This window comes from Oceaniferula spumae (assembly GCF_042849255.1).
Classification (GTDB): Bacteria; Verrucomicrobiota; Verrucomicrobiia; order Verrucomicrobiales; family Akkermansiaceae; genus Oceaniferula; species Oceaniferula spumae.
The window spans coordinates 3,855,563-3,881,477 of the sequence record NZ_AP026866.1 but is presented as its reverse complement, the minus strand read 5'-3'; the positions used below and the strand labels follow the sequence as shown (position 1 = coordinate 3,881,477).

Sequence of the window (25,915 nt, the reverse complement as noted above, 5' to 3'; positions counted from 1 at the left end):
GAGCCCGTCGCTCTTATTTCCGATATAAAAACGCATCGGATGTCACCAAGGAGGTAATCAGCGCCTTCATACTGCCACCACTATCTCGGTAAGCCTTGTGCGCGGCCTTAAGAACCGGCCCGTCATGTAAGGTCTCATTGCGCCCCATCCAGAAGCGGAAGGCGTGACGCACGAAGACCTGCTCGACGCGCTCGCTGCTAACGAGCTTGGAAATCAGATCGTGGGCATCGGTGACTGGCCCATCGAGTGCCGGGTCACCGGATGCGATGATTTCACCGGAGGTATCCACAGGTTCTCCCAATTCCGTTTTGCGGAAAAGTCCGGCGTGGTTGTACATTTCAAATGGGAGACCGAGAGGATCCATCTTCTCGTGGCAGCTCCAGCAATACTCTTTGCGAGTTACCCGCATGCGTTCGCGCAGCGGAGTGTTAGGCTCGTCCGGGAGTTGAGCATCCACGGTGATCGGTACATCAGGAATGCCCCCGCCTAACAGCCTGGTGCGAATCCAGATGCCGCGGTGAATCGCGTGATTATCCATGGCGTCCGAATGTGAGACCAACCATGATGGCTGAGTGAGAATACCTAGGCGTTGTCCCTTAGGCGCAGCCTCTAACAACCTCTCCGAAGTGAGTGAGCCTTTTTCAAATGATCGATAACCAACCCGTGCATTGATATGCTCAGCTCCGCGTTCGGTCCACTTTCTCTCCTTGAGGGCCTCTTCTTCCGAATGGTAGCCATCGGCGTGCCCGTATTTTTTCTTATTAAATTTACGATAGAGCTCGAGTCTCTTTTCTCTCTTGAGGTCATCATTTTTCAGCTGCTCCTTAATTTCTGCCCTTTCCTCAAGAGCAGGTGTGTCGGGCTCAAGGTCCGCTGTTTTCCTTTTTCTTTTCTTATCGGCACCTTCTTTTTGAGTTTTGTAAAACGATTGATTCCTAGGAGCTACCACGATCTGTTGGGTGGTGAGCAAATTCCGTAATACATCTTCGTCCTTCTCAAGAATGAGCTCTACCAATCGATCCGTGCTGGCGGTCTGCATCAGCATATTTTTGCGAAAGGCCTGGGCATTCGCTTTGACCCCTGTTTTCTGTAGGGCCGCTTCGTCTTTGCAGACGTAACCAGCGAGATCGTAATCGAAATACTCGCGGAAGAACTGCAACACTCGTGGCTTTCTCATGCTGTCATCGGCGAGCATGCGGGTGATCTCACGGCGGACATCTTCTCTGGTTCGCATCCTTCCGTCGACGATGGCTTGGCGGAGTTGAGGATCTGGTTTCAGGTAACTAACCGCACGGTTCACCGCGAGTCCTAACTCCCAGTCTTGCAGCATGGTGCGACCGTTCGAGTCCGGTTCCCCAGCAGCCGCTAGCTCGGGATAGAACAGGGCATCACGATCCAAAAAGATTGCTGATAGTCCCATGAATAAACCATTTTCCTTTCCGACTTTGGTGATCGAATTTTTAACGATATCCAGATAACCATGAGCTTCTTTGTTAGAAGGTGGCCGGAAGGTGAGCATTTCGAAGAGATATTCGATCACACCGAGAATTTCCCCATCGGAATATTCCGCTTTGGGTTCGCGCAGGAGTTCGTAAAGCGGCGTCAGCGGGCGGATCACCTTGGTGTTGTAGGTCACTCCCATGGGGGTGCCTCGGAGGTCGGAGCCTTTGACTTTCAGATCATACTGGACTGGATCATCTGTGATTTGCTCCGGATGCACGATCAGACTTTCCGGCCCGTAGGCCATGTATTTCAGAATGTCATTGGCCTTGCTCAGGATCTGCACGGACTCCGAACTATTCACCGAAGACATGTGGGCATAATTTTCAAAGCCATGTTTGTGCGCGGCTGAGAGCACCACTGGCACGCTTTTGATGGAGGTAGCATAGGCGACAGTTCCACCAGCCCAGCTGTTGATCCGGTCGATACCGAAATAAAGCTTCAGCTCACCGCCGTGGTTCACTGGCACGGCGTCACCGTGAGTCCTGAGACCTCGGTTCTTCGGATCGAAGGCTGGCTCGGTGTTGATCAGCTCGTTCAGTCGGGTGATATGTTCGTCTGGGGTGATTCTCCAGATGCGTTTGGGAGATGACGTGGGGACGAGCTTCAGCCCTTCAGGGAGATCACCGAAGAGGAGATCGTGGTTAACAAAGTTTCCCTTCTTCGGCTCCTTGTGAGCGTGGAAACCGCCTTTGTCCTTCATCACCGTTTCCAGCTCATGGATGATCCAATCGGTGAACTGAATGCGTTCCATCGCCGTCGGCTGTTCCTCTTTTTTGGGCGGCATTTCATGGATGGAAACTTGCGCCCATATCGCTTTCCAGAGTGCGGCATTGGTCTCATCGACCGGCCCCAGATTTTCCAAACTCAGGCCGCCTTTTTCCATACCATCACCGTGGCAATCAAAGCAGTGATACTGGATAAAGTCGGAGGCAAAGGTTTTAAAGTCACCATCCACCGGTTGCCCTGGCTGGTGAACCTTTTCGGCATGAAGTGTTGTCGCCCCGACAAGACTCGTGATGATGAGAGGCAGTGCGAGACTACGTGCTTGGTTTAAAAAACCGTCGTGAATACTCATGACTTACGAAAGGATTTCGCTCAAAGGACCGGTGCCGGAATCGTATCTCGCCGCCATCTGCTCGGACATATTGAAGCGCTCCTGATTCACGCCGGTTGTTTTCAAGATGGAGGTGTAGAGGGCGTTGATCGGGCGTTTTCCGTCGAGCTGGGTGAAGCGGCCCGATTGAAATGCGCCACCACAATTACCAAGTAACATCACCGGCCAGGTTGCGCCCTTGGTGTGTTGTTTGTCGGCATTGTTGCTGGTGTAAACGATGAGGGTATTATCCATCATGGTGCCGCTGCCTTCGGGAACGCTCTCGAGTTCCTCCATGATTTTCACCAGCATGCTCATGTTATACTGGCGGATTTTGTCCCAGATCGGGTTGCCCGCTTGTGGCATGTGGCCAAGGTTATGGCCTTGCTTGGTCACGCCCAGCCCTTTCCACGAGCCGAAGATCTCTCCACGGCCGGACCCGATGGTCAGGACATTGGTGGTACCGGATTTTAACGCGGAAATTCCGAGGTCGAGCAACGTGTCGTGCCAATCGGTTTCAAATTCCGGGTTGGTGTAGCGATCATCCACCTTGGGTGCAAACTGGCTGAGGTGCTCTGAGGCATCGGCGAGCTTGGCGCGCAGGCTGTTCATGTCGCTGAACCCCTGGGTAAACTCTTGGTAGCGTGCTTTTTCCGCATTAGGGAGGGTGCCGCCCTTAGATTTCGAGAGCGACTCAATCTGCTCGAGCATGGCACTGCTGGCCTCGTGCTGGTTCCGAATTTCCCCACTCGAAATACCGCCGTAGAGCAGCTGGTAGAGGTGATTCGGATTGGAGTGCATGAAAATTGGTTTCCCGGCTCCGCGTGCTGAGAGATTCGCCACGGTTGGTTTCGCCACCATATTTTCGAGCGAATCCATGCCGATGCAAAGATGCGGCATCAGAGTTTGCGGCAGCACCTTGCTGAGTTCGTAATCAATGGTCGAAGCGCTCGGCGGTACGCCATCACTGCCTCGATACCCGCCCAAAGCTCCGAAGAAGGCACTGTGGGCTGGGCTGGTGTGGCGTCCATGCAGGCCGTTAATAATGTGCAGTTTCTCCTTAAAGGGATTCAACGCCTTGATGGGATCAGGCAGCACCGCTGAGGCTAGCGAGCCGCTGTTGACCATATTGGTGGGAATACAGGTCTTGGGATCGAACCCCTGATTCTGCATGAAAAAGATCACACGCTTGGGCCCTCCGGCGTGACCGGCCGAGGAAGCAGCCGCCTGAACCAGCTGGGGCAGGAAGGATGCGCCAAAGGCAGCCGACCCAAGTCCGGAAACCATGGCTTTGAGAGATTCTCTACGTGTGAACATTTTAACGATACCAGTTTAAAAATACGCGCCTTTCAGTAAATTAGGCGATTGGTGACAATCTATCGTGCTCTTCTAATATTGCCATTGGAATTTTAGATTCTCAAACTACACTCCCCCTACTCGCAGCGTCACTCGCCTACCTACACGATCATGCCTCTTTGGATACCACCCGTCTTCGCCTTCCTCGCAGGCTCTATTCCTTTCGGTCTTCTCATCGCCAAGGCGAAAGGAGTCAACATCCGCGAGCATGGCTCCGGCAATATCGGCGCGACCAATGTGCTGCGTGTAATGGGCAAGAAATACGGCATCACCTGCCTGATTCTCGATTTACTCAAAGGACTCATTCCTACATTATTGGGCATCAGCTTGTTCAAATATGATGGACACTCGAGCCCCATGGCGATTGAGGCCCTCTCGAAATACGCCGTTGAGCTACCTCAGTTGACCGCCCAGATTTTACAAATCGTCACCGGACTGGCCGCCATTCTCGGACACAATTATTCACCGTGGATTGGTTTCAAAGGAGGCAAAGGCATCGCTACCTCAGGCGGAGTGCTCATCGCCCTGATGCCCGCAGGCGTGGTCATTTTGCTGATCGTTTGGGCTGTGTTATTCTTCACCACCAAATACGTGTCCATCGCAAGCATCGGCGCGGCGCTCAGTCTGCCGATTGTTACCATTTGCGGCTCCGCATTTCACGGAAAGCTCGCGAACGGCACTTGGAACAAACCGCTATTTGTCTTTTCCATCATCGTCGCCCTACTCGCTGTGTGGCGACACCGCTCTAACATCGTCGCATTGAAAAACGGCACCGAAAACAAATTCTCCAAGAAGAAAAAGAAATGATCAAACGCGCTGCAATTCTCGGAACCGGATCGTGGGGCACTGCCCTGGCCACGCTGCTTGCCCAGTCGCTCGATGAGGTCTGCATGATCGGCCGCAATGCCAAGACGGCGGAGGAAATCAACCACCACCATACGAACCACCACTACCTCCCGGATCTCCCACTGGCAAAAAACATCATCGCCAGCACGGACATCACCAAGGCGGCGGAATATCCGCTGATCTTGTTCGTGGTTCCTACATCGGCCACCGAAGCGACCGCCAAACAGCTCGCTGACATCAATTTGTCCAAAGAAACCATCCTCATTTCCTGCGCCAAGGGCATCGCCGCAAATACCGGCGAGCGCATGAGCCAGCTAATCCATGCTCACCTACCTAACAACCCATTGGCTGTTCTGTCCGGCCCGAACCATGCCGAGGAGGTCTGCAAAAGCCTCGCCACCTGCGCAGTGATCGGTGCTGATGACCACGCTTTGGCTGAACAACTGCAGGAAATTTTCACCACCAATTCTTTCCGCTGTTACACCAGCAATGACGTCGCAGGCATCGAACTCGGTGCCGCGATGAAAAACGTCTTTGGCATCGCCGCCGGCATCGCCGATGGACTTGGGCTCGGTGATAATGCCATCGCCGCACTGGTCACCCGTGGACTGGCGGAAATGATGCGTCTCGGCAACAAGCTCGGAGGAAAAACCGAAACCTTCATCGGACTCTCTGGCGTGGGCGATCTGATGGCCACCTGCTACTCGCCACATTCGCGCAACAACCGTGTGGGTAAAGCCCTCGGAAAGGGAGGTAAACTCGAAGACATCATTGCCAATCTCGGCATGGTCGCGGAAGGCGTTCCCAACACCAAATCGATCCACGAGGCTGGAATCAAAGCGGATATCCGCACACCGCTGATCGATGCCGTCTATCAGATCCTATACGAGAACAAGCCAGCATCGGATGCACTGGAGGAATTGCTTACCCGAGACACACGGCCGGAGACGGACTAGTTAGATTTCAAAGTCCAGCATCAAGAATCCAGATAATGTTATGACGTTTCGTACTTTGTTACCCTGTCTTGCTCTGGTTCTGACACCCGTGGCCGCGCAGGAAAAGGGCACGTGCAGATGCTGTGAACTCGGCCGCGTTTACGCACCGTATTTAACAAAGCTCCCCGTCCCACAACGGCGCGATAACATCGGCAACAGCCATCTGAAAATCACCACCAGTTCGGAGAGGGCACAGCAGTGGTTTGATCAGGGACTAAACTTGCTGCACGCCTTCTGGGAGTTCGAGGCCTACCGCTGCTTCCTCCAAGCCGCCAAGGAAGACCCCGACTGCGCAATGGCCTACTGGGGTATCTGCATGTCGCTTCCAGGGAAAAACATCGAGGCCAGTGAGGAAAGAAAAGCCGCGCTCGTGTCAGCCCAAAAACTCGCAGTCAAAGCCAGCGATCAAGAAAAACTCTACATCGATATGGTAGCGAAGCTCATTCGCTCAGGTTCTAGCTCTGCAGTTCCTGCTCTAGAGAAAATCACCCAACAATTTCCTGACGATTTAGATGCCTTGGCATTTCGCTGTCTCTGGTTACGCGATGGCTATAACGGCGCCGGCAAACCTAACAGAGGGACTCAAGAAGCGATCACATTGCTTCAAGCTGGTCTTAAAAAACACCCCAAACACACAGGATTGAACCATTATCTCATCCATGTGTTAGAACAGGGACCTGATTTTGAACAAGCCAGATCCGCTGCCATCGCCTTGCCACAAACAGCCCCTGGTGCAGGACATCTGGTGCACATGCCCGGTCACATCTACTACTTGGCGGGAGAATACGAAAAAGCCTGCGCCGCGTTCCGCGCCTGCCATCAGGTTGAGAGTGCCTATTTAACCAAGGAGGAGATCCCAGCCGTCGATAACAATAATTACATCCACAATCTTCACTACCTCGTTTACGCAGCAGCCGATCAAGGGAGATACAAAGAGGCCCTCAACGCAGCAGCCATCCTCGCGAAAACCTCGGTGCCCAAGCAGCGTGAAAAATCACAAGGAGCCCATCGACTGCACTACGTCGCCAGCACTGCCACCGCCTTAGTCCACATGCGCGCAGGCCATTATGATGCCGCGGCAGCATCACTCATTCCGGACTCCTTGCCGGCCGGTTCCGGAGCCAGGCACTACGTGCTTTTCCTACGCTCATACTGCCATCTTCGCCATTCGTTAGCCCTACCAAACGAACCTAACAGCGCAGAAATCCTACGGCGCGAAAAGCTCGCGCTCAGTCGGCATTTTAAAGCACTGGAATCATCCAACCCGCCCCCCTCACCAGAAAGCCAGTCTTGGTCACTGGCGTATACGGCGTGCAAAATCCTCCTCAGCGAATCAAGAGCATGGCTGGATAACGTTGGTAAGGAACCAGGCAAGTTCAGCGAGACATGGGCGAAGATGGCAATCCGGGAGTTCTATCGCAGCGGCCACGCCGAGCCACCACTGCTGATCACTCCCGTGAGTGAGTCACTAGGCTGGCTAGCCCTGCAGACAGGAAATCCCAAGATAGCGCGCGAGTATTTCCAAGAATCCCTCAGATTCCGCCGCCAGTGCGGACACGCCTACCTTGGTCTTGCCCGCAGTTTCGCCAGTGAGGGCGACACCCGACAAGCCGCCCACTACTACCACAAATGCATCACCGCCTTTGCCGCGGCTGACACAGGCCTCGACGCACTCGCCGAGGCTAAACAATACATCGCCGACCATCCGATCAAATAGCATGAGCACCATCGAAACACTCGCGGAAGGCAAATACCTCGGACTTTACTCCCGTGACGACTGGGAGTTCGCAGACCGACCTAACGCCACCGGAGTAGTCGGCATCCTACCGATCACGGACGACGGCCAACTAGTGCTAATCGAACAATACCGATTTCCAGTGCAGTCGCGCGTCATCGAAATCCCTGCTGGCTTAGTGGGTGACGAGGAGGAGTTCAAAGGTGAGTCACTTGCCGACTGCGCCGCGCGGGAACTGTTAGAAGAAACTGGCTACCGAGCCGGAGTCGTCACCCCTCTCCTCAGCGGCCCTACCTCACCAGGTATGACACCGGAGATTACCCATCTTTTTGCCGCTACCGAACTGACCAGAGAAACCGAGGGCGGCGGCACTGAATCTGAGGACATCACTGTGCACCATGTCCCACTCGACCAACTATCTGACTGGTTGATACAGCAACAGGTAGATGGCCGGCTGCTGGATAACAAAATTCATGCCTCACTCTGGCTGGCTCAAACACAGGGTTTACTGCCACCCTCATAATTGTCCGCAAATTAGTTCACTCATCCTTGATTTAAAGGACCGATTAGACCATTCGATTTAAACAACCTTTTAATTTAAAGTTGAACTTCTAACTGTATTCTCCTAACTCGCTTGCCGTCAACAACGTCAAGCCATACATGAAGCGTCTCAGCCCCCTCTTTCTCGGATTCCTCACGCATTTTTCACTATCCGCAGCGCCGGATACTCCTGACCCTACTTTCACGGCAAACGCTGGGTTACTCTATAATGAAAATACCACAGGCGGTGTAGCTTCGGTGTTGGTTCAGCCTAATGGAAAAATTCTCGTTGGCTCGAACGAGATGGAGATTAATGACGGTGGAACCACCAAACAAACTTCACTGACCCGTTTCAATGTCGATGGCACGATCGACACCACATTCGGCGCCGACAATGAATCCACAGGTTCAGATGCCGGTATTTATTACGATCCCCCTGGCTGGTCCGAAGTCCACTCGCTTGGTCTCCAATCCGATGGCAAAATCATCGCAGCGGGTGTGATGCAAGGGTTCCGCATAGGAACCAAAGCCGCCCCTTCCCTGGAATTCAAATCAAGCTCCATCCTCCGTTTCAATGCCGATGGAACTATCGACACCTCTTTTCAAACCAATGGCACACGGGCCAGTGGTGGATTTAATTTCATTGAAGATGTCACCGTGGACAGCAGTGACCGGATTCTCTGTGCGGGAGGTTTCGGAGGATTCCGTAACTCTGAGGCAGATCCCTATACGACCCGATATGGACTCGCTCGACTCAATGCCGACGGTTCGCTCGACACCACTTTTCAGATCGATCCCCATGCGTTGGGAGTGCCTGCTACCGGCGTCAACATCAACGGCTTTTTCCGCCGTGCTGTTACCGATGCCAGTGGTAAGATCTACGTCGCCGGCTACATCGGCTGGGACGCAAATTACCCCACGACTTATGTTTCTGTCTTCGCCCGCCTGTTTCCAGACGGTTCATTAGACCCCTCCTTTGCTCCGACTCTCACTGACATTGGTGACTTTGTGATCGAACCAGATGGCAAGATTACCGCCATCGGCTTCGACAACGGCGCCCGTTTCTTCAAGCGCTTCAATACCGATGGCTCCGTCGATCCATCTTTCAATTTTTCCGGAGGTCCTGCTTATTTCACAGCTCGTCCATTGCGCCGCTCCCCATCGGGCCAATATCTGCTGGCTGTTGCCGGTATCGCCAATCAAGACAAACTCATTCGAGTCAACAGCAACGGTAGCATCGACCCCACCTTCGCTCCCGTGACTACTAGTTCAGGGGGCCATGATGGATATTTCGGCACCTGGGACATCGCAGCAGATGGAAAAATCTACGCCGGATCTGGCACTCATGCTGTCGGAGCTGTGGAAACCCACAAGATCGTCGCCTTCGAGGGCGACTACACCCCTGGCTCCACAGGAACCATCTCCCTTGCACTCGGTTCCGCTAGCGTGCTCGAGAACAATGGCGTCTACAACATCCCCGTCGTTCGCAGCGGGGGTTCCACCGGAGCGGCATCTGTTTCATTGTCCACTTCTAACGGCAGTGCCAGCAGCGGCGCCGACTACACGGCTGTCACCACGACCGTCAACTGGGCTGACGGTGAATCAGGCATCAAATTTGTGAGTGTGCCAATCCTCACGGACTCCACGATTGAAGGAGACGAGACGTTCACCGTGACACTTTCCTCCGTCAGCGGCGCCAGCCTCGGCAGTCCGTCCTCTGGCAGTGTCACCATTCTGGATGTTGATAGCGCACCGAGTATCGTCGCCCAGCCAGTGTCCCAGACGACTAATGCCGTCCAAACGGCTACTTTTTCGGTATCTGTTCAGACCAATGCTCCAGTCATTTTCCAGTGGCGATTGAATGGCGCTGACATCCCAGGTGCAAATGCTCCGACATACACCACGCCCGCCCTCAGCATGGCTGATTCTGGAAATTCATATGATGTCGTTGTCACCTCATCAGCTGGAAGTGTGACTTCTTCAGCTGCGACAGTTACCGTGGAATCTCCAGACGGCACACCGTCGCCAGATTGGACGGCATTGAGCGGAGTCACCTCCGCCAGTGGCTTTACATCGCTACCAGATGGCACGCTGTATTTTTTCCAGGCGCCCTTCAACCAACCACGTGTGATTAAAAAATACTTCGCAGACGGAACCGAGGATACAAGTTTCACCACCCCGTCGATCACTCTGGGTGGAAACCATGGCCATATCTTTTCCCTCTCAGTGGCACCTGATGGAAAAATCTATGTGCGAGGTAGTTTTGATACGGTCGGAGGCGTCGCCCGGGCTGGATTAGCCAGACTCAATAGCGATGGCTCCGTGGATACTTCTTTTGCTCCAGACTTTGCTGCCACCCACTCGATTCCCGGCGACACGATTTTCGCCACACCGCAGGGACTTTATCTTGTGTTACAATCACCTTCCAGCGGCCGTGGACTTGCACGCCTAACAGACACAGGCAGCATCGATGCTACTTTCAAATTTGCGAACGCTTCGTTCCAGAACACATTCTCCCATGTCAGAGCATTAGAGGTTCTGCCGGATGGCCGACTTATCATCGGCTATCTCCGGGGAACCGGCTCCTCTGTTTCAACCTACGGATTCGCGCGCCTGGAGGCCGATGGGGATGTGGATTCCACATTCACAGGGGCTATTAAAAACGCACCTCTAACCAACTTCCCTGCAGATATCGCCCTCCGCCCGGACGGCTCTATCTTCTATGCCACTGGTGCAGAAATAGGACTGATGAAAGCCGATGGTTCGTTGGATGCATCATTCAATACGGGCAGCGCCAACGGTAGCATTAACTCCATTGCTGTGGTCAAAGGAAAGCTGATCGCCTCCGGTGCATTCACTGAATTTGACGGCACACCGGTTGGACACATCGTGCGTTTCGATGACAACGGTAACGTCGACAGCAGCTTCCCCGGCGGTGAGGGCGCGAACTCCGCCATCACTTACTTGAACACCCTAGACGACGGCTCGTTACTTGCAGCCGGTTCGATGCAAACCTTCAACACGGCCAGCTATCCTTACGCTGTCAAGCTACTGATGAATGACCCATCAGTGGAGCTGTTAGCCGCTGCTCCTATATTCGAAAATGACGGATCAATCACTCTCACTTTAAAACGCTTGGGGGATCCCAGCTCCGCGATTTCTGTCGATCTTGCCACCCAAGCCGGAACCGCAACAGAGGGAGCCGACTACACAGCCTTGAACACCACCGTTTCGTGGGGCGCTGGGGATACTGCGAACAAGACAGTAACCATCACCCTGCTCGACGACTCAGATGCCGAGGGACCTGAAGACTTCATTGTCAACTTGAGCAATCCGATAGGGACATCACTCCTGAACAACTCCATCACAGTCACACTCCGCGATGATGAATCTGTGCCTGCTATTTCATCCCAGCCAATTGCCTCCAGTGTGCTAGAAAATGGGAGCACTACCTTTGCGGTCACTGCTTCCAGTAGTTTTGCTCTAACATACCAATGGTATTTCAATGGTAACGTAATCTCTGGTGCTACTGCCAGCAGCCTGACCATCAATCCGGTCACTCCAGCTGACGAAGGCACCTATCATGTAGTCGTCTCAACACCGCATGAGTCGATCACCTCTGACAATGTTGACCTGGAGATAGTTCCAGATCCGACTCAGGTATCGCCACTATATACCAGCCCAGCAGCAAGCTACGCGTCGGGCAGCGTTTTCCTCGTCGTGCCAGCACCCGACGGTGGCGCCTACATTGGTGGCGATTTTCAAGATTTCGGAGGTAACACGGCCCTCGACTACATCGCCAAAATTAACGAGGACGGTAGCGTGGACACCAGCTTCACTCCTCCTGCGTTAGGCAATACTGTAAAAGACATAGCCGTAGCTGAGAACGGAGACCTCTATGTAGTCGGTAAATTTACTGGAAACATTGTCAAATTGGCAGCAGATGGCACCGAAGACACCTCCTTCTCAACGAATCGCGGCACCGGCGGGAACGATGAAGCTTTAGCCGTAGATGTATTTCCAAACGGTGACATCGTCGTTGGTGGAGCATTTACTGCGTGGAGCGGCAGTGGAGTCGCAGCCTCTAATAATCAGAACTCAAGGGTTGTACGGCTCGCACCTGACGGCACACCTACGGCAACACGGTATCAGAATACTGGCAGCTTTAATTACCTACTGAAAACTCATGCTCTTCGCGTCCTTCCTAACGGAAAACTGCTTATCAGCTATGAGACAACTAACAGCAGCTATGCTAAAGCCCGGTTGTATAACGCAGATAGTACTGTAGACACATCATTCAACTATCCTAACTCTGGAAGACGGATTGATCACTTCTCGTTATTCTCCGATGGTTCATTCTTATTGGCAGGCGACAACTTTTTGGCGCAGGTTGGTGTCAACGGCAGCATCCTTGCCACCTATGACACAGCATCAGACTGGTTCTCCGCAGCTATTCAAATTGATGGCAAAGTCATCGGGGCACGTAATTTCAACCAACCTCGTGTGTCTCGCTATCTCACAAACCAGCAGACCGACCCCATCTACAACGCCGGCACCAAATTTAACAATAATGTTAGATCTCTGGCATTACGTTCTGATGGTCGGCTATGGGCAGCGGGCAATTTCACCAGCTACGATGGCACAGTCTACCCGGGAGTAGTTCTATTGGAAAACCAACCCATCCACCTCGCGATCACCGGGCAGCCTCAGTCACTCATACAAGATCCTGGCACCACTGCTACATTTACTTGCGTTGCGCTGGGTTCTTCTGCCATCACGTACCAATGGTATAAGAACGGAACTCCACTCAGTGATGCAGGTGATATCTCAGGTTCAAGTGCAGATACGCTTGTCATCTCCAATATCGTTGAGGCGAACGAAGGTGATTATACCTGTGTGATCATTAACAATTCCGGCACTGAGACCTCTGACGTCGCGGCTCTCAACGTACTCGGCAGCCCCGAAATCATTTCACTCTCTCCAAGCGCCGATATACTCGAAGGGCAACCGACCACCCTTTCGGTCGAGGCGATCGGAGCTGGCAGTTTGAGTTACCAATGGCAGAAAAACGGCTCCGACGTTTCAGGAGCTACCACCGCTAGCCTGGAAATTCCGAATCCTACTACAGCTGACGCAGGAAATTACACGGTCACAATTTCCAACACGCTAGGCTCAGTTACAAGTGCTGAGATAACCCTCAACATCGCGCCAAATCCAGCTGCGCTCTCTCCGAATTTCACGCCACTGACTATTAACGGGAGCGTTAACACCATCCTGCCACTTGCTGGAAACCGAGCGCTCGTCGGAGGCAATTTTTCCTCGATCAGCGATGGCTCAATCACAACGAGCGGAAACATTGCCGTGGTCAATGAAGACGGCAGTCTGGAAGATTTACCCAACCTCGCAACCAATGGCACCGTCAATAAACTCAAACTGCAAGCAGATGGTAAGATCCTGGTCGCCGGAAGTTTCACCACGATCAACGGTGTCTCAAGAAACAGGGTGGCACGACTCAATGCTGACTATTCCTTAGACACTAGCTTCGATACAAGCGCAGTCACAGGATTTGGAGCTGTGCTAGATATCGTCCAAGAGGCCTCTGGAACAATCCTCATTGCCGGTCAGTTTGCGGATTGGTCGGGTAATCCTAACAGCGCCTACGTCACTCGCTTGACAAGCACTGGAGATCACGACGCATCGTTCGCTTCATCGGCCACTAATTTCGTCAATTCCGTGATACCAAAAGCCGATGGTAAAATCCTAATCGTTGGCTATTTTACGGACTATGGATCAGAGGCCCAAGCTGACAATATTGCGCTGCTCAATACCGACGGATCACTCGACAATACCGTCCTATATAACCCAGGTTTTTACTACGTAAAATCAGCCCTCACCACTTCTACCGGAGATCTGCTCGTAGCAAACTCCTTCGGAAACGGTATCCGTCGCTACAGCCCAACAGCAGTCAATGATACAGCGTTCGAAAACACGACACAGATAAATGGATCTAACATTGCGTTGGCGGAAGCTACGTCAGGCAAATACCTCGTCGGGGGCACTTTCACCAGCATTGGAGGTCAATCCCACAATGGTCTTGCCCTACTCAATACGGATGGAACTCCTGATACATCCTTCGGCGTTGGCTCTGGCCCCAACGATGCTGTTTACTCCATCGCCCCTGCAGACTCAGGTGCCATTTGGGTAGGTGGAGCATTCACCAGCTACAATGGAGTCTCCGTCAGTAGACTCATGCTTCTGAAAGGATCCCCCACTCTCACCCCATTCCAGCAATGGGCCGTGGATGAAAATATCCCCGCAGCCGAAGCCGGGTTTACCGATGACGCCGATGGCGACGGCACCTCCAATGGCGTTGAGTATTTTTACGGATTAAACCCCGTGATCAGAAACGCACCATTCAATTGGAATCCTAGTTGGCAGGATGCCAGCGGAGCCCATATCAACGCATCAGTTTCTGGTGCCGGTTTATCTCCAGGCAAATACTATAAAATCGTGTATATCCGCACTCCCGTTGATGACAAAGGCCTCAATGTTGAACTTGAATCTGGAAATGACCTCAGCGGTTTTGACACCTCCAACGTGCACGCGTATGGCGCACCTACCATTGATGGCTTGTACCAAACACAGGCCTACTATCTCACTCCAGCCATCGACGATACGCCTAAACTCTTCTGGAGATTGAATATCTCCGAATAAGCCGTCTCAGGATTTTCACCGTTGAAGTGATTTTATCATTTCACTCGGTGAGGCTCCTCGGCTAAGACCTCCGCACAGTCACATTATGCGCTTCGGAGGAATAGAACGTCTTTACGGCAAGTCGGCGATGGAGAAATTCCACCGTGCACATGTCTGTGTGGTTGGCATCGGCGGTGTCGGATCATGGGCCGTGGAGGCGCTGGCTCGATCGGGGATTGGAAAAATCACCATGATCGATCTCGACGAAATTTGCATCACCAATATCAACCGTCAGCTGCATGCCATGGACGGGGAAATTGGCCGACAAAAAACCGCCGCCATGGCGAGCCGCATCAATGCCATTCACCCCGAATGCGAGGTGGTTTGCCTTGAGGCTTTTTTCAGCAAGCGCAATGCGGATGAAGTTCTCGACCAAGGTTTCGACTTCGTGATCGACGCCATCGACCAGGTGCAATCCAAAGCCCTCCTGTTAGACGGCTGCCACAAACGTGGTATCCCCGTCATCAGCTGTGGAGGTGCAGGAGGATTGCGTGATCCCTCGCTGATTAAAACCGACGATATCGCACGCTGTCATAACGACTCGCTGATGAACCATGTGCGAACTAATCTAAGGAAAAAATACGGCTACCCTGCCGGTCCGGATCCGACGATCAAACGCAAACTGAAACTCTTCGGTATCGACTGTATTTTTTCATCCGAGCGTCCGGTTTACCAGCAGTGCGATGGTGAGGTTTCCGAACAGAGGCCTAAATCTCAAGATGGTGCAAGCAACCGTATCGACTGCACCTCAGGCTTCGGCAGTAGCACGCACATGACAGCGACCATCGGCTTTTTCGCTGTTTCCCGCTGTCTCTCCGTGCTCTCAGCTGGCGCCCGATAAGCGGGTTCCATGCCCCCATACAGCGTCAACCCCGCTATGGAGATAATCATTCAATGTGAATAAGATTCAACGTTCTCATCGCGTATCCATGCTTGAGGTGACGGAAAAATGCGCTTATGTTCCGCCCGCAGAGAGACACAGACTCAATCCCTTACAAGAGAACCCCACCCCATGAGTGAATGGACAGACATCGGCGAACAGTTACGCAAGGCCCGCGAGAGCAAGGGCCTCGATATCCGTGACGTCGCCCATACCACGCGTATTCCGCTGGCTACTCTGAATGCTCTCGAGGAAAGCGACTACTCGGTCTTTCCCAGCCCTACTTACGCACGTAGTTTCCTCTCTCAGTACAGCGATTATTTGCAAGTCGATGCCCACGAGTGGGTGGAGGCATTTGAGACAGGTGACGTGCTCTCCAACGTGAATGATCACGAATATCTCAAACATCACAACGAGCACATCGGCGACAATGATCCCGAGCCTGTTCGCGCAAAACGCAGCCATAGCTCAACGCGGCGCGAAGATAAAGTCAGCGGAGGAGGCAGCTCCATTCTGCAGACCGCTACTGTGTTTATGGTCACAGCCTTACTCATCGTAGGTGGTATCTACGCCTACAACAAATACGAGCCCATGTTCACCGGGGCTGCAAGCGATGGCGATGATGTCGACGAAACAGAGCAAGCTGTCATCAAGGACAAGGAAAAGTCTACCGAAGAACCGAAGGCCACCGAGCCTGTAGTTGCCAAAAACGAGCCAGCCGAGGAGCCTCCCAAAGCAGTTCCTGTATTGCCAGCCGTTCCTGTGGAACCTGTTGAACCAGTCGTGCCTAAACCTCGCACTGGCCCGCCACCAAAGGCAATGGTGATTGATGAGGAAGAGGAGTAATTGCTCCTAAGATCGCAGCTTGGCGTGAATCGCTAAGCAAGACTCAAAGACCGCCCTGAAATGGAGTCTCCGTGACGGAACTTCGACGCTATAGTTGAAACAGCTATATTTCGCTACTGCCGTACAACTCAATCTAACAAAACCCGCATCAGGTTGTCAGATGTTAGATCGCTGACTGTCACATCTGCGCCGTGATCTTCGAGCTGCTCTACGGTAAAGCTCCCCGTTGCCACGGCGAGTGTTTTAGCTCCTATGGCTTTACCACATGCGATGTCTTTGGGGGTATCGCCGATCACGATTGTATGCTCTGCAGAAAAATCTTTGCCCACATGCTGGCTGGCACGTTGCAGAGCCACTGGACCTAACTGGTTTCGATCATGGTGGTCATCACCATAAGCACCGAATTTAAAATACGAACTCAAGCTGAAGTGATCCAGCTTCGCAGCTGCGCCACCGGCTATATTCCCCGTGAGTAACCCAAGAGTGACGTTCCCTTCTTTTTCAAGACCTTGCAGTTGATCGAGAAGTTCGATCACACCAGGCAGCACGCGACCGTTGAATCCAGCCAAGTTAGGTATCAAGCGTTTCAGATAGGCCTGGTAAAAATCGGCATGGCAAATATCGCGGCCAAAATGCTCCGCCATACCCATGAGGATACCAGAATCCGTGCTACCGGCGAGATCCAGCTCAGGGCCTTCGGCCCCATAAAGATCAGTCGCGGTCTGCTTCAGCGAAAGCATGCCCGCCCCTCCTGTATCGATCAGGGTACAATCGATATCAAACAGGAGCAGACGCATGTTCGGGAGTCGGGAGCGAGGCTAACGCCCCAGTTCGCGTTTGCGAGCAGGGCGACGAGCCAGAAGATAGATCAGCGAGCCGATCCAACCAGCGAGGACAATCACAAGAATCCAGACGACCTTGTCGTTGCCTTCGGAGGGTTCGTTTTTGACACAATCCACGAGCGTCCAAATCCAGAATGCCAAAACGGCAAGACCGAATAGTAACACCAGGATTAATAATATCGGCGCCACCACCAACCCGCCATTGGATGGCGAGTTTGAGGCTGCCAAGAGATCGATGACATTCATCATTGCACAGACGGTTTATTCTTCCTCGTCGGAGTCAGCCTTTTTCGGCTTGGCTTCGGCTTTGGAATTTTCCTCGTGGTGATCGTCGTCATCAAATTCTACATCCTCATCACCTTCGTCGTCAGGATCGACGAGGTTACCGTGGCTGAGATAGAAGTGGCGCTTACGTTGCTCTTTAGGTAGCGGTGAAAGCATCATGTTCACGGCGCGGCCTGCTAGGCGTGGTGCCTGATCGACATGGGCCATCGCTTTGAGATCCGTTGCAACTTTATTGAGCACATCAAAACCAATTTCACGGTGAGCATTTTCACGGCCACGGAACTGAAGACGCACACGCACCTTGCTGCCTTGGTCGAGGAATTGTTCAGCACGAGCCAACTTGATGTTGTAATCGTGGGTGTCGGTGCCAACGCGGAGTTTGATCTCCTTAATACGGTTCGCAGGTTTGGGCGCTTTTTTCTTAAGCTTCGCCTGCTCGTATTTGTATTTCCCGTAGTCGCAGACGCGGCAGACCGGAGGACTGGCGTTAGGTGCCACTTCGACGAGATCCAAGCCTACTGACTTGGCTTTTTCAACGGCCACACGCGAACTCATCACGCCGAGCTGTTGGTCTTCATACACGACTCGCACTTTGGGCGCACGGATGCGCTCATTGACACGTGTCATGTCACGGCGGCTACGGTTTGGTTTTTTCTTCGGTTTTGCTATGGTATTCTCCTTGGTTGTTTGGGGAAAGTGGTGTGCCTAGCTGACATCTGGGGTCAGCGATGCATACGTCGCAATGACGTATGAAAAGATATAATATGCCATCTCACGCTCCATGCATAATGCGGGCAGTCAACAGTCCGCACCCGGCAAAGTGGCGGCACGGTGCCGACTCACAAAGCACGGTCGGCAATTTCCTGTTGGATGGTTTGAACAAATTCATTGATAGGCATGGCACCGAGATCATCTCTCTCGCGGTGTCTGACAGAGACGGTTCCGCTTTCCGCTTCCCGTGCTCCGATGACTAGCATATACGGCACACGGTCAAGTCTGGCAAGTCGAATCTTAGCCCCCACTTTGTCCGCATTCCGGTCGGCAGAGACGCGCACACCAATGTCTGTCAGCGCCTTCACAGCCTCATCGGCCGCATCATTGAACTTCTCAGAAATCGGCAGCACGCGCACTTGCTCCGGCGAGAGCCAGGTAGGGAACTTGCCTTCGAAGTGCTCGATCAACAGACCGGCGAAGCGCTCCAGCGATCCAAACGGCGCGCGGTGGATCATCACCGGACGGTGCGGTTTGTTATCTGAGCCGACGTAGGAAAGATCGAATCGCTCAGGCAGATTGTAGTCCACCTGCACGGTGCCCAGCTGCCAGTCGCGGCCGATCACGTCTTTTACGACGAAGTCGATCTTCGGTCCGTAGAATGCGGCTTCACCTTCTTCCTCGGTGTAATCGACGCCAAGTGTCTGCACCGCCTGACGCAGCGCATCCTCGGCCTTGTCCCAGTTCGCAGGATCACCAACGTATTTATCGGAGTCCGGATCGCGCAGGGAAAGACGCACGCGGTAATCATTCATGCCGAGCGTTTTCAGCACTTTCTTCACCAAGGCGAGACAGCTCTGCACTTCCTCCGCCACCTGATCCGGTGTGCAGAAAAGGTGGGCGTCATCTTGAGTAAATCCGCGCACACGAGTCATACCACCAAGCTCGCCGGACTGCTCCCAGCGATAGACGGTGCCAAATTCGGCAAGCCTAACAGGCAGGTCACGGTAGCTGTGATGATCGCTGGCGAAAATCTTGATGTGATGCGGGCAGTTCATCGGCTTGAGCATGTAGCCCTCGACAGTGCCGGTCTCGAGTCCGTTGAGCAGCGAGGCACAAGTCGCCCCTTCGTCGGAGAGTTTTTCCAGAGCATCGCGCTCGGCGATCGCCGGATACTGGCTCTCTTGGTAATAAGGAAAGTGGCCGCTGGTGCGGTAGAGATCGAGCTTGCCGATGTGTGGCGTGAACACCTGCGAGTAGCCCTGCTTATCGAGTTCACCGGTGATGAAATCCTGCAACGCACGGCGCATCAGAGCACCCTTCGGCTTCCAGAGAATCAGTCCCTGGCCGACGGCTTCATCGATGTGGAAAATGCCGAGCTCTTTGCCGAGTCTACGGTGGTCGCGCTTCTTCGCTTCCTCAAGTTTTTCCAAGTGCTCATCGAGCATGGTTTTGTTTTTGAAACAAGTTCCGTAGATGCGCTGAAGTTGTGGGCGGGTGTTGTCTCCTTTGTAGAAAGCTGAGGCCACGCTCATGACTTTGAACGCCTTGCAGTTACCAGTACGGCCAACGTGCGGTCCGGCGCAGAGGTCCCAGAAGTCGCCATTTTTGAAAATGGAAATTTCCTCGCCCTCGGGAATGTCATTGAGCAGATCGATCTTAAATTGGCTAACAGCATCGCGCTCGGATAGACCACCGAGCCGACCGCTCTGTGCCAGTGCCAGAGCCTCGTCACGAGTGACCACCATCTTTTCAAAGGTCTCATTCGCCTTAACCACCTTCTTCATCTCCGCCTCGATTTTTTCGAAGTCATCCGGAGTGATGGAATGCGGCAACTCGATGTCGTAGTAGAAACCACTCTCCACCGGAGGTCCACCGGCCAACTGGGCATCGGGCCAGATCCGCAGTACAGCGGTCGCCAGCACGTGCGCACATGAGTGGCGCAGACGCTCCAGATCGGTCATCTGGTGGCGTTGCTCGAGTGTTTTACGTTCTTTGGCTGGCTCGTTAGCGGCTTCGTTGGCGTCAGGCATGTCGCGGGAAAAAAGCCACTACTGGCGCGGATTTGCAAGCTTTTACAGCCACTGATGTCAAGGTAGGACGACTTTGCAAGTTGTCGCCAAACTCGGTGAGCCATCGTGTTGGGGGATGATAATTCCTTGGCTAGCCGACAAGTTGCAAACTTGTCCTACTTTGCGCAATTTACACGCAGAATGGATATGTGATAGCCTGCAGACATGATCAGGGCATATCCGCTAGCCGCATTTGGCTTTTTACTTACGTTCTGCACCAATGCGACGGCCGAGGAGAAAGAGCCGGATCGGGCATGGCAGGAGGGCTATGATCCCATTGTGGAAGGACCCTATGTTTATACATCGATGAGGGTTCCATCTGATACTCACCTCAAACTATCGGCAATCGAAGATATTCCAGAACAAGACCCATTCGTCCCCCACGATCCAAAAATAAAAGCTGCCAGAGATAGGCTACTTAATAAGACTTTTCCCATAATCCCCAGAGCCAGCTTGCCAAAGTGCCTTCCTCTAGGAAATGACTACCGTAGCCTCTCAAAATTAGTCATCGATAACGGAGTAGCCCTCAAGGGTAATGAGTGGATACTGCTTGCTACCGATCACGAAGGTTTTTCACGCGTCCATTTTTGCACGACGCTTGGGAACGCTGACATCATTCAGCAGATTTTTTTAGGAGGTTGTCGACACGCACCACATTCGGTCAACCAACTCGCCACTCTGGTTTCTGTAGAGAACCAAGTATTTCAAGATACTGCATGGACCTTAGATAAGCTGAATCAACTATCCCCCGTGATCCACGCACGATACGGAGTCCAAGGCCGCAGCGGCGAAAAATCTAATACTCGATTCGCTGAAGCAAAACAACAAATCGCCTACTATGAAACTGAACCAACCATAGGCGAAAATTACCAGCTGTTAGATTACCGGGTTGCGTTTTCCAACAAACTCATGACCCCACCAACTCAAGTCAGCTTGGCAACTGCCATAACTATGAATATCGGACATCCGTTTGTCTTGGATTGCGGTTTACACGGAACACCTCACAGAAATTACTTTTTGATACTCCAGTCCAGAATGGCAAATCAAGACAGCCATAATCGCTTACACCCACTGGTTAGTTTGAAGAAAATCGATGGCATCTACGCGATGCCTACCAAAATTACTCCACCTCAAAAGGCTGACACACCATTTGTCACCCATGCCTACCGTGCCAATATTCGCTTCCTTCAAGATCTGCGACAAAAAGTAGAACACCACGGAAAGGCCGACGGAGATGCCCCCTTTGGAAACAACGACCCCAAAAAACGCAAAATTCCATTGCCTCCAGTTCGATTGACGAATTTAAAAGACACAAAGCACTACAGCACGAAGGACGTTGTTTATGACATTACTCCGCATTTGAAGCATCTCGGTATACCACTGTTTCGAGACGAGTGGGTCTATTACAACCTTACTAAAAATCAGCTCATTATCCATGGTGTGCCAAAGCTCCACACTGGGATTCTTCGGTATGCAAGAATGCTCTCGCCCACACCCAGAATGATGAAAATCCAGGCGCATATTGTCGAGGTGGATCGTGAAGGTTTAAGCATGCCTAACTGGAGCCTTAAAGCTGTAAGCGCTGCCAATCCAAAAACCCTGGCAAAATATAGCATCCCCGTCCGAAGTGGAGAGAAGGGCACTTGTGGCACCATCACGAGCAGAACAACGGTCAAAGACCCAGAGACAGGTCAAACCAAGGAAATCGACGATTATGAATTCGAAACTGAGCCAACACTGACAGAAGACTCAAAATCGATTGAAATGAGATTCAGCATCTTTACACCTCCTCTTGGTGATAGCAAACGAGCTATCACTGTGATCTCAGCCTTAGCCATCCCCGATGGCAAACCAGCTATCATCGAACTAGGCCACCCTAACAGCGCGACTCGCACTCACCTGCTCATCCTCACTGCGGATGTGATCACGCCAGACGGCAGCTTCTACCGAGACCGCTTTCAGCCGGTGGAGTAACGTCGGACGACTTTGCGCAATTTACACGCAGAATGGATATGTGATAGCGTACCACACCATGAGGATCCCTCTGCTCAGTTTATCCGCTCTGTTTCTGGGGCTTCTTCCGTCTGCCATGGCGGAGGACACAACAAAAAAAACGGCCCCCTCCAAAGAAGAAGTCAAAGCTCCTGATGACGATTTCAGGTATCGTTTTGGATCCATCAAGTTACCGCCCGATTTTTTCATCCAACTCGATCCAGCTCGTGACAATCGGCAGGATGATGACCCGTTCGGTGGTGGCGGTGCGGATCACGAACCACTTCGACGGTCCGAGTCAGGGCCAATCGTCCCGCAGGCACAACTTCCGCGCTGTTTACCAACCGGCCCTGTGTATCGAGATATTTCCAAACTCCTCAACAAACAGGGTGTCAGTGTCGGAGAGAAACAATGGATCCTTGTTTCCGGTGGCTTGGGTGGCGACTACCACCTCTACTACTGCCTCGACCGAGGAAATGCCGACATCGTTGAAAGCATCCTGATGGCATGCCATTCATGTGGGCCATTCAACTTCCGCAACCGATTAACCCTAGTCTCCGTGCCTAACCAAGGGCTGGGAAATGACGCATGGACTCGAGACCGACTCTTGAACTTATCCCCGCGCATCCATGCCCGCTACGGAACGGTCACCCGAAGCGGGGAAAGGTCGGTTGTCACCATCAAGGACAACAACCAGTCGAAATACATCGATTTCGCTCTCGAACCCGTCCTCGCAGAAAACGGCAAACTCACAGACCTTCGACTAGAAATCAATTTGGCATGGAATAGCCCCAATGCCCCTAATATTAGTCAGAGAACATCTTTCACGCAGGAAGTTGGCAACCCGTTTATTCTAGACTGTGGAACGCATGGAGATGACCGGCGAAATTACCTCTTGATGATTGAGTCCGGAGAATTCCCAAATCTGTTTCATCATCAAGAATTCCATCACAGTAAACGTATCAAGCTGAAGAAAATCGACGGCATCTACGCGATGAATCCAGAAGAAAAGACGGAGCCAAAGTCCACCGTTAAGAGCACCTACAAAAACTTCACCTTCCGCTGTGCCTCGGGATTCATGGACGAACTTCAAATAATAGCCAGCTCCTCCGGCGATGAAGCAGACGATCCTTTCACCGATAAAAATACGTATCGCCCGGTTCCAGCTGCCCTCCGGGTCAAAAATTTCAAACCTAGCAAACACATGCAACCGGGTGACAGCATCTTCGACATCACACCCCACTGCCAGCGCTTGGGACTGGTCGTTCATAAAAACGAATGGGTGTATTATAACAAAACCGCCTCCCGACTGATTATCCATGGCACCGTGAGTATGCCATCACGTGCGGGCGCACTTCTTGAGATCATCAACAGATCACCCCGCATGGTACGGATCAATGCCAGTATCGTCGAAATTGATGTCAATGATTTGACCTTACCTGATTGGACGATGGAAATAATCGCACAACACCAGATCAAGCATCTCGCCAAATACTCAGCCACCTGCCGCAGCGGAGAAAAAGGAATCTTCGGCATGGAAACCAAAAGAACATCCTCCAAGGATCCCAAAACCGGCGAGGTTATCGATTCTAGCAAATACGAATTTGAAACCGAACCGACGATTTCTGAAGGCGGTGACAAAATCGACCTGCGCTTCTCCGTCCACAGTCAACCACTGGGAGACGAGAATCTAACCATCGCTGTCGACAGCTCCATGACCATTCCCGATGGCAAACCTGCCATCATCGACCTCGGCCACCCTAACAGCGCCACAAAAATTCACCTACTCATTCTAAATGCAGATGTGATTCGTCCGGACGGGAGTTTTTATCGTGAGCGCTACAAGCCGCTGGCTGAGTGAAGGTAGGACAAGTTTGTAACTTGTCGGCAACCCATGGATTAATCATCCCAAGTACGATGGGTTCACTTGGGTTGTCGACAGCTTGCAAAGCTGTCCTACTTTGCGGTTTACGCCGCTTGTCTTAGCAGGGCCACTAACACCCCTTGGATGATCAGTTCCCTCGCTGGGATGAGGTCTGGGTAGTCTTCGTTTTCGGCGTGGAGGTAGGGTTTGCCGTTTTCGATGACGTACCGCTTGAGGGTGGTTTCACCATCGATAAGAGCAGCTACGATATCCCCCTTGCGAGGCTCGCGGAATTCTAACACGACAGTGTCTCCATCGCAGATGTGGGCGTCGATCATTGAATCGCCACGGACTTTGAGAGCGAAGGTGCGGGCGTTACCGCGCAGGCCGAGCGAGCTGATATCGATCGATAAGCAGCCTTCTTTCTCCGAATCAACATCCTGTGCCATACCGGCTGCGATGCTGCCGTAGATGGGGATGTCGACGATTTCCTCGCGTTCCATTTCCTCGGGGAACCCGATGCCGCAGGCTTTGTTCGCCTTGCGCACAATGACGCCCTTGCGCTCGAGCGCGCGCAGGTGGGACATCGCGGCGGTCTGGCTGGCAAAGTCAAAGTGACGCTGGATATCACGCGTAGAAGGCATGAAGCCCTCATTGCGGTGGGTTTCCTTGAGATAATCGAGAACCTCTTGCTGGCGTTTGGTGAGTTGGACGTTGCTGGACATGATGTTGAATGGTTGGTTTGAGAATTGGATAGATGGACGATTTGAATCGCCAAATGAACAGTGTTCTCTGGAACATTACCATAAGAGGGTGGTGGGGCAAGGGTAAATTGTATTGTGAGAATGGGTTTTGTTTTTTTAACCGCGAAATACGCTAATTACGCGAAATTTTTCATGCATGATAAATTGATGTTCGCGCTCCGACATAAAATGTTAGATTTAAAATCAAATGAGCTCGGCGTCTATTAGCGTAGTTCGCGTATTTTGCGGTTCTTCATTCCCCTGCCAGAACGAGCTTTCATCTATGTGGTGAGATTTTGCTTTCCCTCCCCTGTCAGGCTGCGTGAATATGTCACAACATCAACCGTCAACATTCCATCATATGAGCACAGAATTCAATTCCCCCCAAATCCCGGCCATGGGGCTAGTCGCCGGCCTCGAAGAAGACGATCGCCTTTTACTCAGTGGCTATGGCGAATTTCTGCCCGTGCAGGAAGACCAGCTTTTGATCCAAGAAGGGCAGGAACAGGATGCGCTATATTTCGTGATCTCCGGCATTCTGCATGTGCACACCGATAAAGATAACAAACGCACTCTCATTGCTCGCGTAACGCCTGGTGAAAGCTTGGGCGAGATCAACATCTTTGATCCCGGCACAGCAAGCGCTTCAGTGACCGCCAAATCGTTCAGCCAAGTCTGGAAAGCGACCCGTGAGGATGTGGAAGGATTCATGACTGAATATCCGGAGGCTGGAAACTTGTTACTCACCGCGATGGTTGCGGAGATGAGCCGACGCATCCGCCATATGAATGATAAATTGGTAAGCGTGGAAGCAGAAGCCGCCTACCAGAGTTTCTGGGATTAATCTCCGATTCTCACC

At 52.5% G+C, this 25,915-nt stretch carries 17 protein-coding genes; 10 read left to right on the top strand and 7 right to left on the bottom strand.

Annotation, left to right across the window (positions count from 1 at the left end):
• Positions 1–13: 13 nt before the first annotated feature.
• Both ACSPJT_RS16470 and ACSPJT_RS16465 read right to left on the bottom strand, forming a co-directional pair.
• Positions 14–2,578, bottom strand: coding sequence for a DUF1588 domain-containing protein (locus tag ACSPJT_RS16470; RefSeq protein WP_435893656.1), 2,565 nt, complete (start codon positions 2,576–2,578; stop codon positions 14–16).
• A gap of 3 nt (positions 2,579–2,581) precedes the next feature.
• Positions 2,582–3,913, bottom strand: a complete 1,332-nt coding sequence (locus tag ACSPJT_RS16465) for a DUF1552 domain-containing protein (protein ID WP_435893655.1) — start codon at positions 3,911–3,913, stop codon at positions 2,582–2,584.
• Positions 3,914–4,063: 150 nt separating this feature from the next.
• Here ACSPJT_RS16465 and plsY point away from each other — a divergent pair, with 150 nt between their 5' ends.
• The 7 genes from plsY to ACSPJT_RS16430 all read left to right on the top strand — a co-directional run bounded on the left by plsY (position 4,064) and on the right by ACSPJT_RS16430 (position 16,547).
• Positions 4,064–4,759 carry a glycerol-3-phosphate 1-O-acyltransferase PlsY gene (plsY, locus tag ACSPJT_RS16460; RefSeq protein ID WP_435893654.1) on the top strand — a complete coding sequence of 232 codons (696 nt, stop codon included), beginning with the start codon at positions 4,064–4,066 and terminating at the stop codon, positions 4,757–4,759.
• Positions 4,756–5,754, top strand: coding sequence for an NAD(P)H-dependent glycerol-3-phosphate dehydrogenase (locus tag ACSPJT_RS16455; RefSeq protein ID WP_435893653.1), 999 nt, complete (start codon positions 4,756–4,758; stop codon positions 5,752–5,754). The genes plsY and ACSPJT_RS16455 overlap by 4 nt, the downstream gene beginning before the upstream one ends.
• 40 nt (positions 5,755–5,794) lie before the next feature.
• Positions 5,795–7,510 carry a tetratricopeptide repeat protein gene (locus tag ACSPJT_RS16450; protein ID WP_435893652.1) on the top strand — a complete coding sequence of 572 codons (1,716 nt, stop codon included), beginning with the start codon at positions 5,795–5,797 and terminating at the stop codon, positions 7,508–7,510.
• A gap of 1 nt (position 7,511) precedes the next feature.
• The gene (locus ACSPJT_RS16445; protein WP_435893651.1) at positions 7,512–8,051 is read left to right on the top strand and encodes an NUDIX hydrolase; all 540 of its coding nucleotides are present in this window, start codon (positions 7,512–7,514) and stop codon (positions 8,049–8,051) included.
• Between the two features lie 137 nt (positions 8,052–8,188).
• Entirely contained in the window at positions 8,189–14,782 is a 6,594-nt protein-coding gene (locus ACSPJT_RS16440; protein ID WP_435893650.1) for an immunoglobulin domain-containing protein, read from the top strand.
• Positions 14,783–14,867: 85 nt separating this feature from the next.
• Positions 14,868–15,662, top strand: coding sequence for a tRNA threonylcarbamoyladenosine dehydratase (locus tag ACSPJT_RS16435; protein WP_435893649.1), 795 nt, complete (start codon positions 14,868–14,870; stop codon positions 15,660–15,662).
• A 171-nt stretch (positions 15,663–15,833) separates the two neighbouring features.
• Positions 15,834–16,547, top strand: coding sequence for a helix-turn-helix domain-containing protein (locus ACSPJT_RS16430; RefSeq protein ID WP_435893648.1), 714 nt, complete (start codon positions 15,834–15,836; stop codon positions 16,545–16,547).
• 128 nt (positions 16,548–16,675) lie between these two features.
• Here ACSPJT_RS16430 and ACSPJT_RS16425 read toward each other — a convergent pair whose 3' ends face one another.
• The 4 genes from ACSPJT_RS16425 to thrS all read right to left on the bottom strand — a co-directional run bounded on the left by ACSPJT_RS16425 (position 16,676) and on the right by thrS (position 20,349).
• The gene (locus tag ACSPJT_RS16425; RefSeq protein WP_435893647.1) at positions 16,676–17,344 is read right to left on the bottom strand and encodes an HAD hydrolase-like protein; all 669 of its coding nucleotides are present in this window, start codon (positions 17,342–17,344) and stop codon (positions 16,676–16,678) included.
• A 21-nt stretch (positions 17,345–17,365) separates the two neighbouring features.
• Positions 17,366–17,638 carry a PLDc N-terminal domain-containing protein gene (locus ACSPJT_RS16420; RefSeq protein WP_435893646.1) on the bottom strand — a complete coding sequence of 91 codons (273 nt, stop codon included), beginning with the start codon at positions 17,636–17,638 and terminating at the stop codon, positions 17,366–17,368.
• 12 nt (positions 17,639–17,650) lie between these two features.
• Positions 17,651–18,301 carry a translation initiation factor IF-3 gene (gene infC, locus ACSPJT_RS16415; protein WP_435893645.1) on the bottom strand — a complete coding sequence of 217 codons (651 nt, stop codon included), beginning with the start codon at positions 18,299–18,301 and terminating at the stop codon, positions 17,651–17,653.
• A gap of 212 nt (positions 18,302–18,513) precedes the next feature.
• Complete coding sequence (gene thrS / locus ACSPJT_RS16410) at positions 18,514–20,349, bottom strand: threonine--tRNA ligase (protein ID WP_435896206.1); 1,836 nt, start codon at positions 20,347–20,349, stop codon at positions 18,514–18,516.
• Between the two features lie 273 nt (positions 20,350–20,622).
• Between thrS and ACSPJT_RS16405 the strand changes: the two genes are divergently transcribed.
• Together ACSPJT_RS16405 and ACSPJT_RS16400 are read left to right on the top strand one after the other, a co-directional pair.
• Positions 20,623–22,431 (top strand): hypothetical protein, encoded by a 1,809-nt coding sequence (locus ACSPJT_RS16405; RefSeq protein ID WP_435893644.1) that lies wholly within the window; start codon positions 20,623–20,625, stop codon positions 22,429–22,431.
• A gap of 58 nt (positions 22,432–22,489) precedes the next feature.
• Positions 22,490–24,310: a hypothetical protein gene (locus ACSPJT_RS16400; protein WP_435893643.1), complete on the top strand. Its 1,821-nt coding sequence runs from the start codon at positions 22,490–22,492 to the stop codon at positions 24,308–24,310.
• A 107-nt stretch (positions 24,311–24,417) separates the two neighbouring features.
• Here ACSPJT_RS16400 and lexA read toward each other — a convergent pair whose 3' ends face one another.
• Positions 24,418–25,038, bottom strand: coding sequence for a transcriptional repressor LexA (gene lexA / locus ACSPJT_RS16395; RefSeq protein WP_435893642.1), 621 nt, complete (start codon positions 25,036–25,038; stop codon positions 24,418–24,420).
• 379 nt (positions 25,039–25,417) lie between these two features.
• Between lexA and ACSPJT_RS16390 the strand changes: the two genes are divergently transcribed.
• Positions 25,418–25,900 carry a Crp/Fnr family transcriptional regulator gene (locus ACSPJT_RS16390; RefSeq protein ID WP_435893641.1) on the top strand — a complete coding sequence of 161 codons (483 nt, stop codon included), beginning with the start codon at positions 25,418–25,420 and terminating at the stop codon, positions 25,898–25,900.
• Positions 25,901–25,915: the final 15 nt, after the last annotated feature.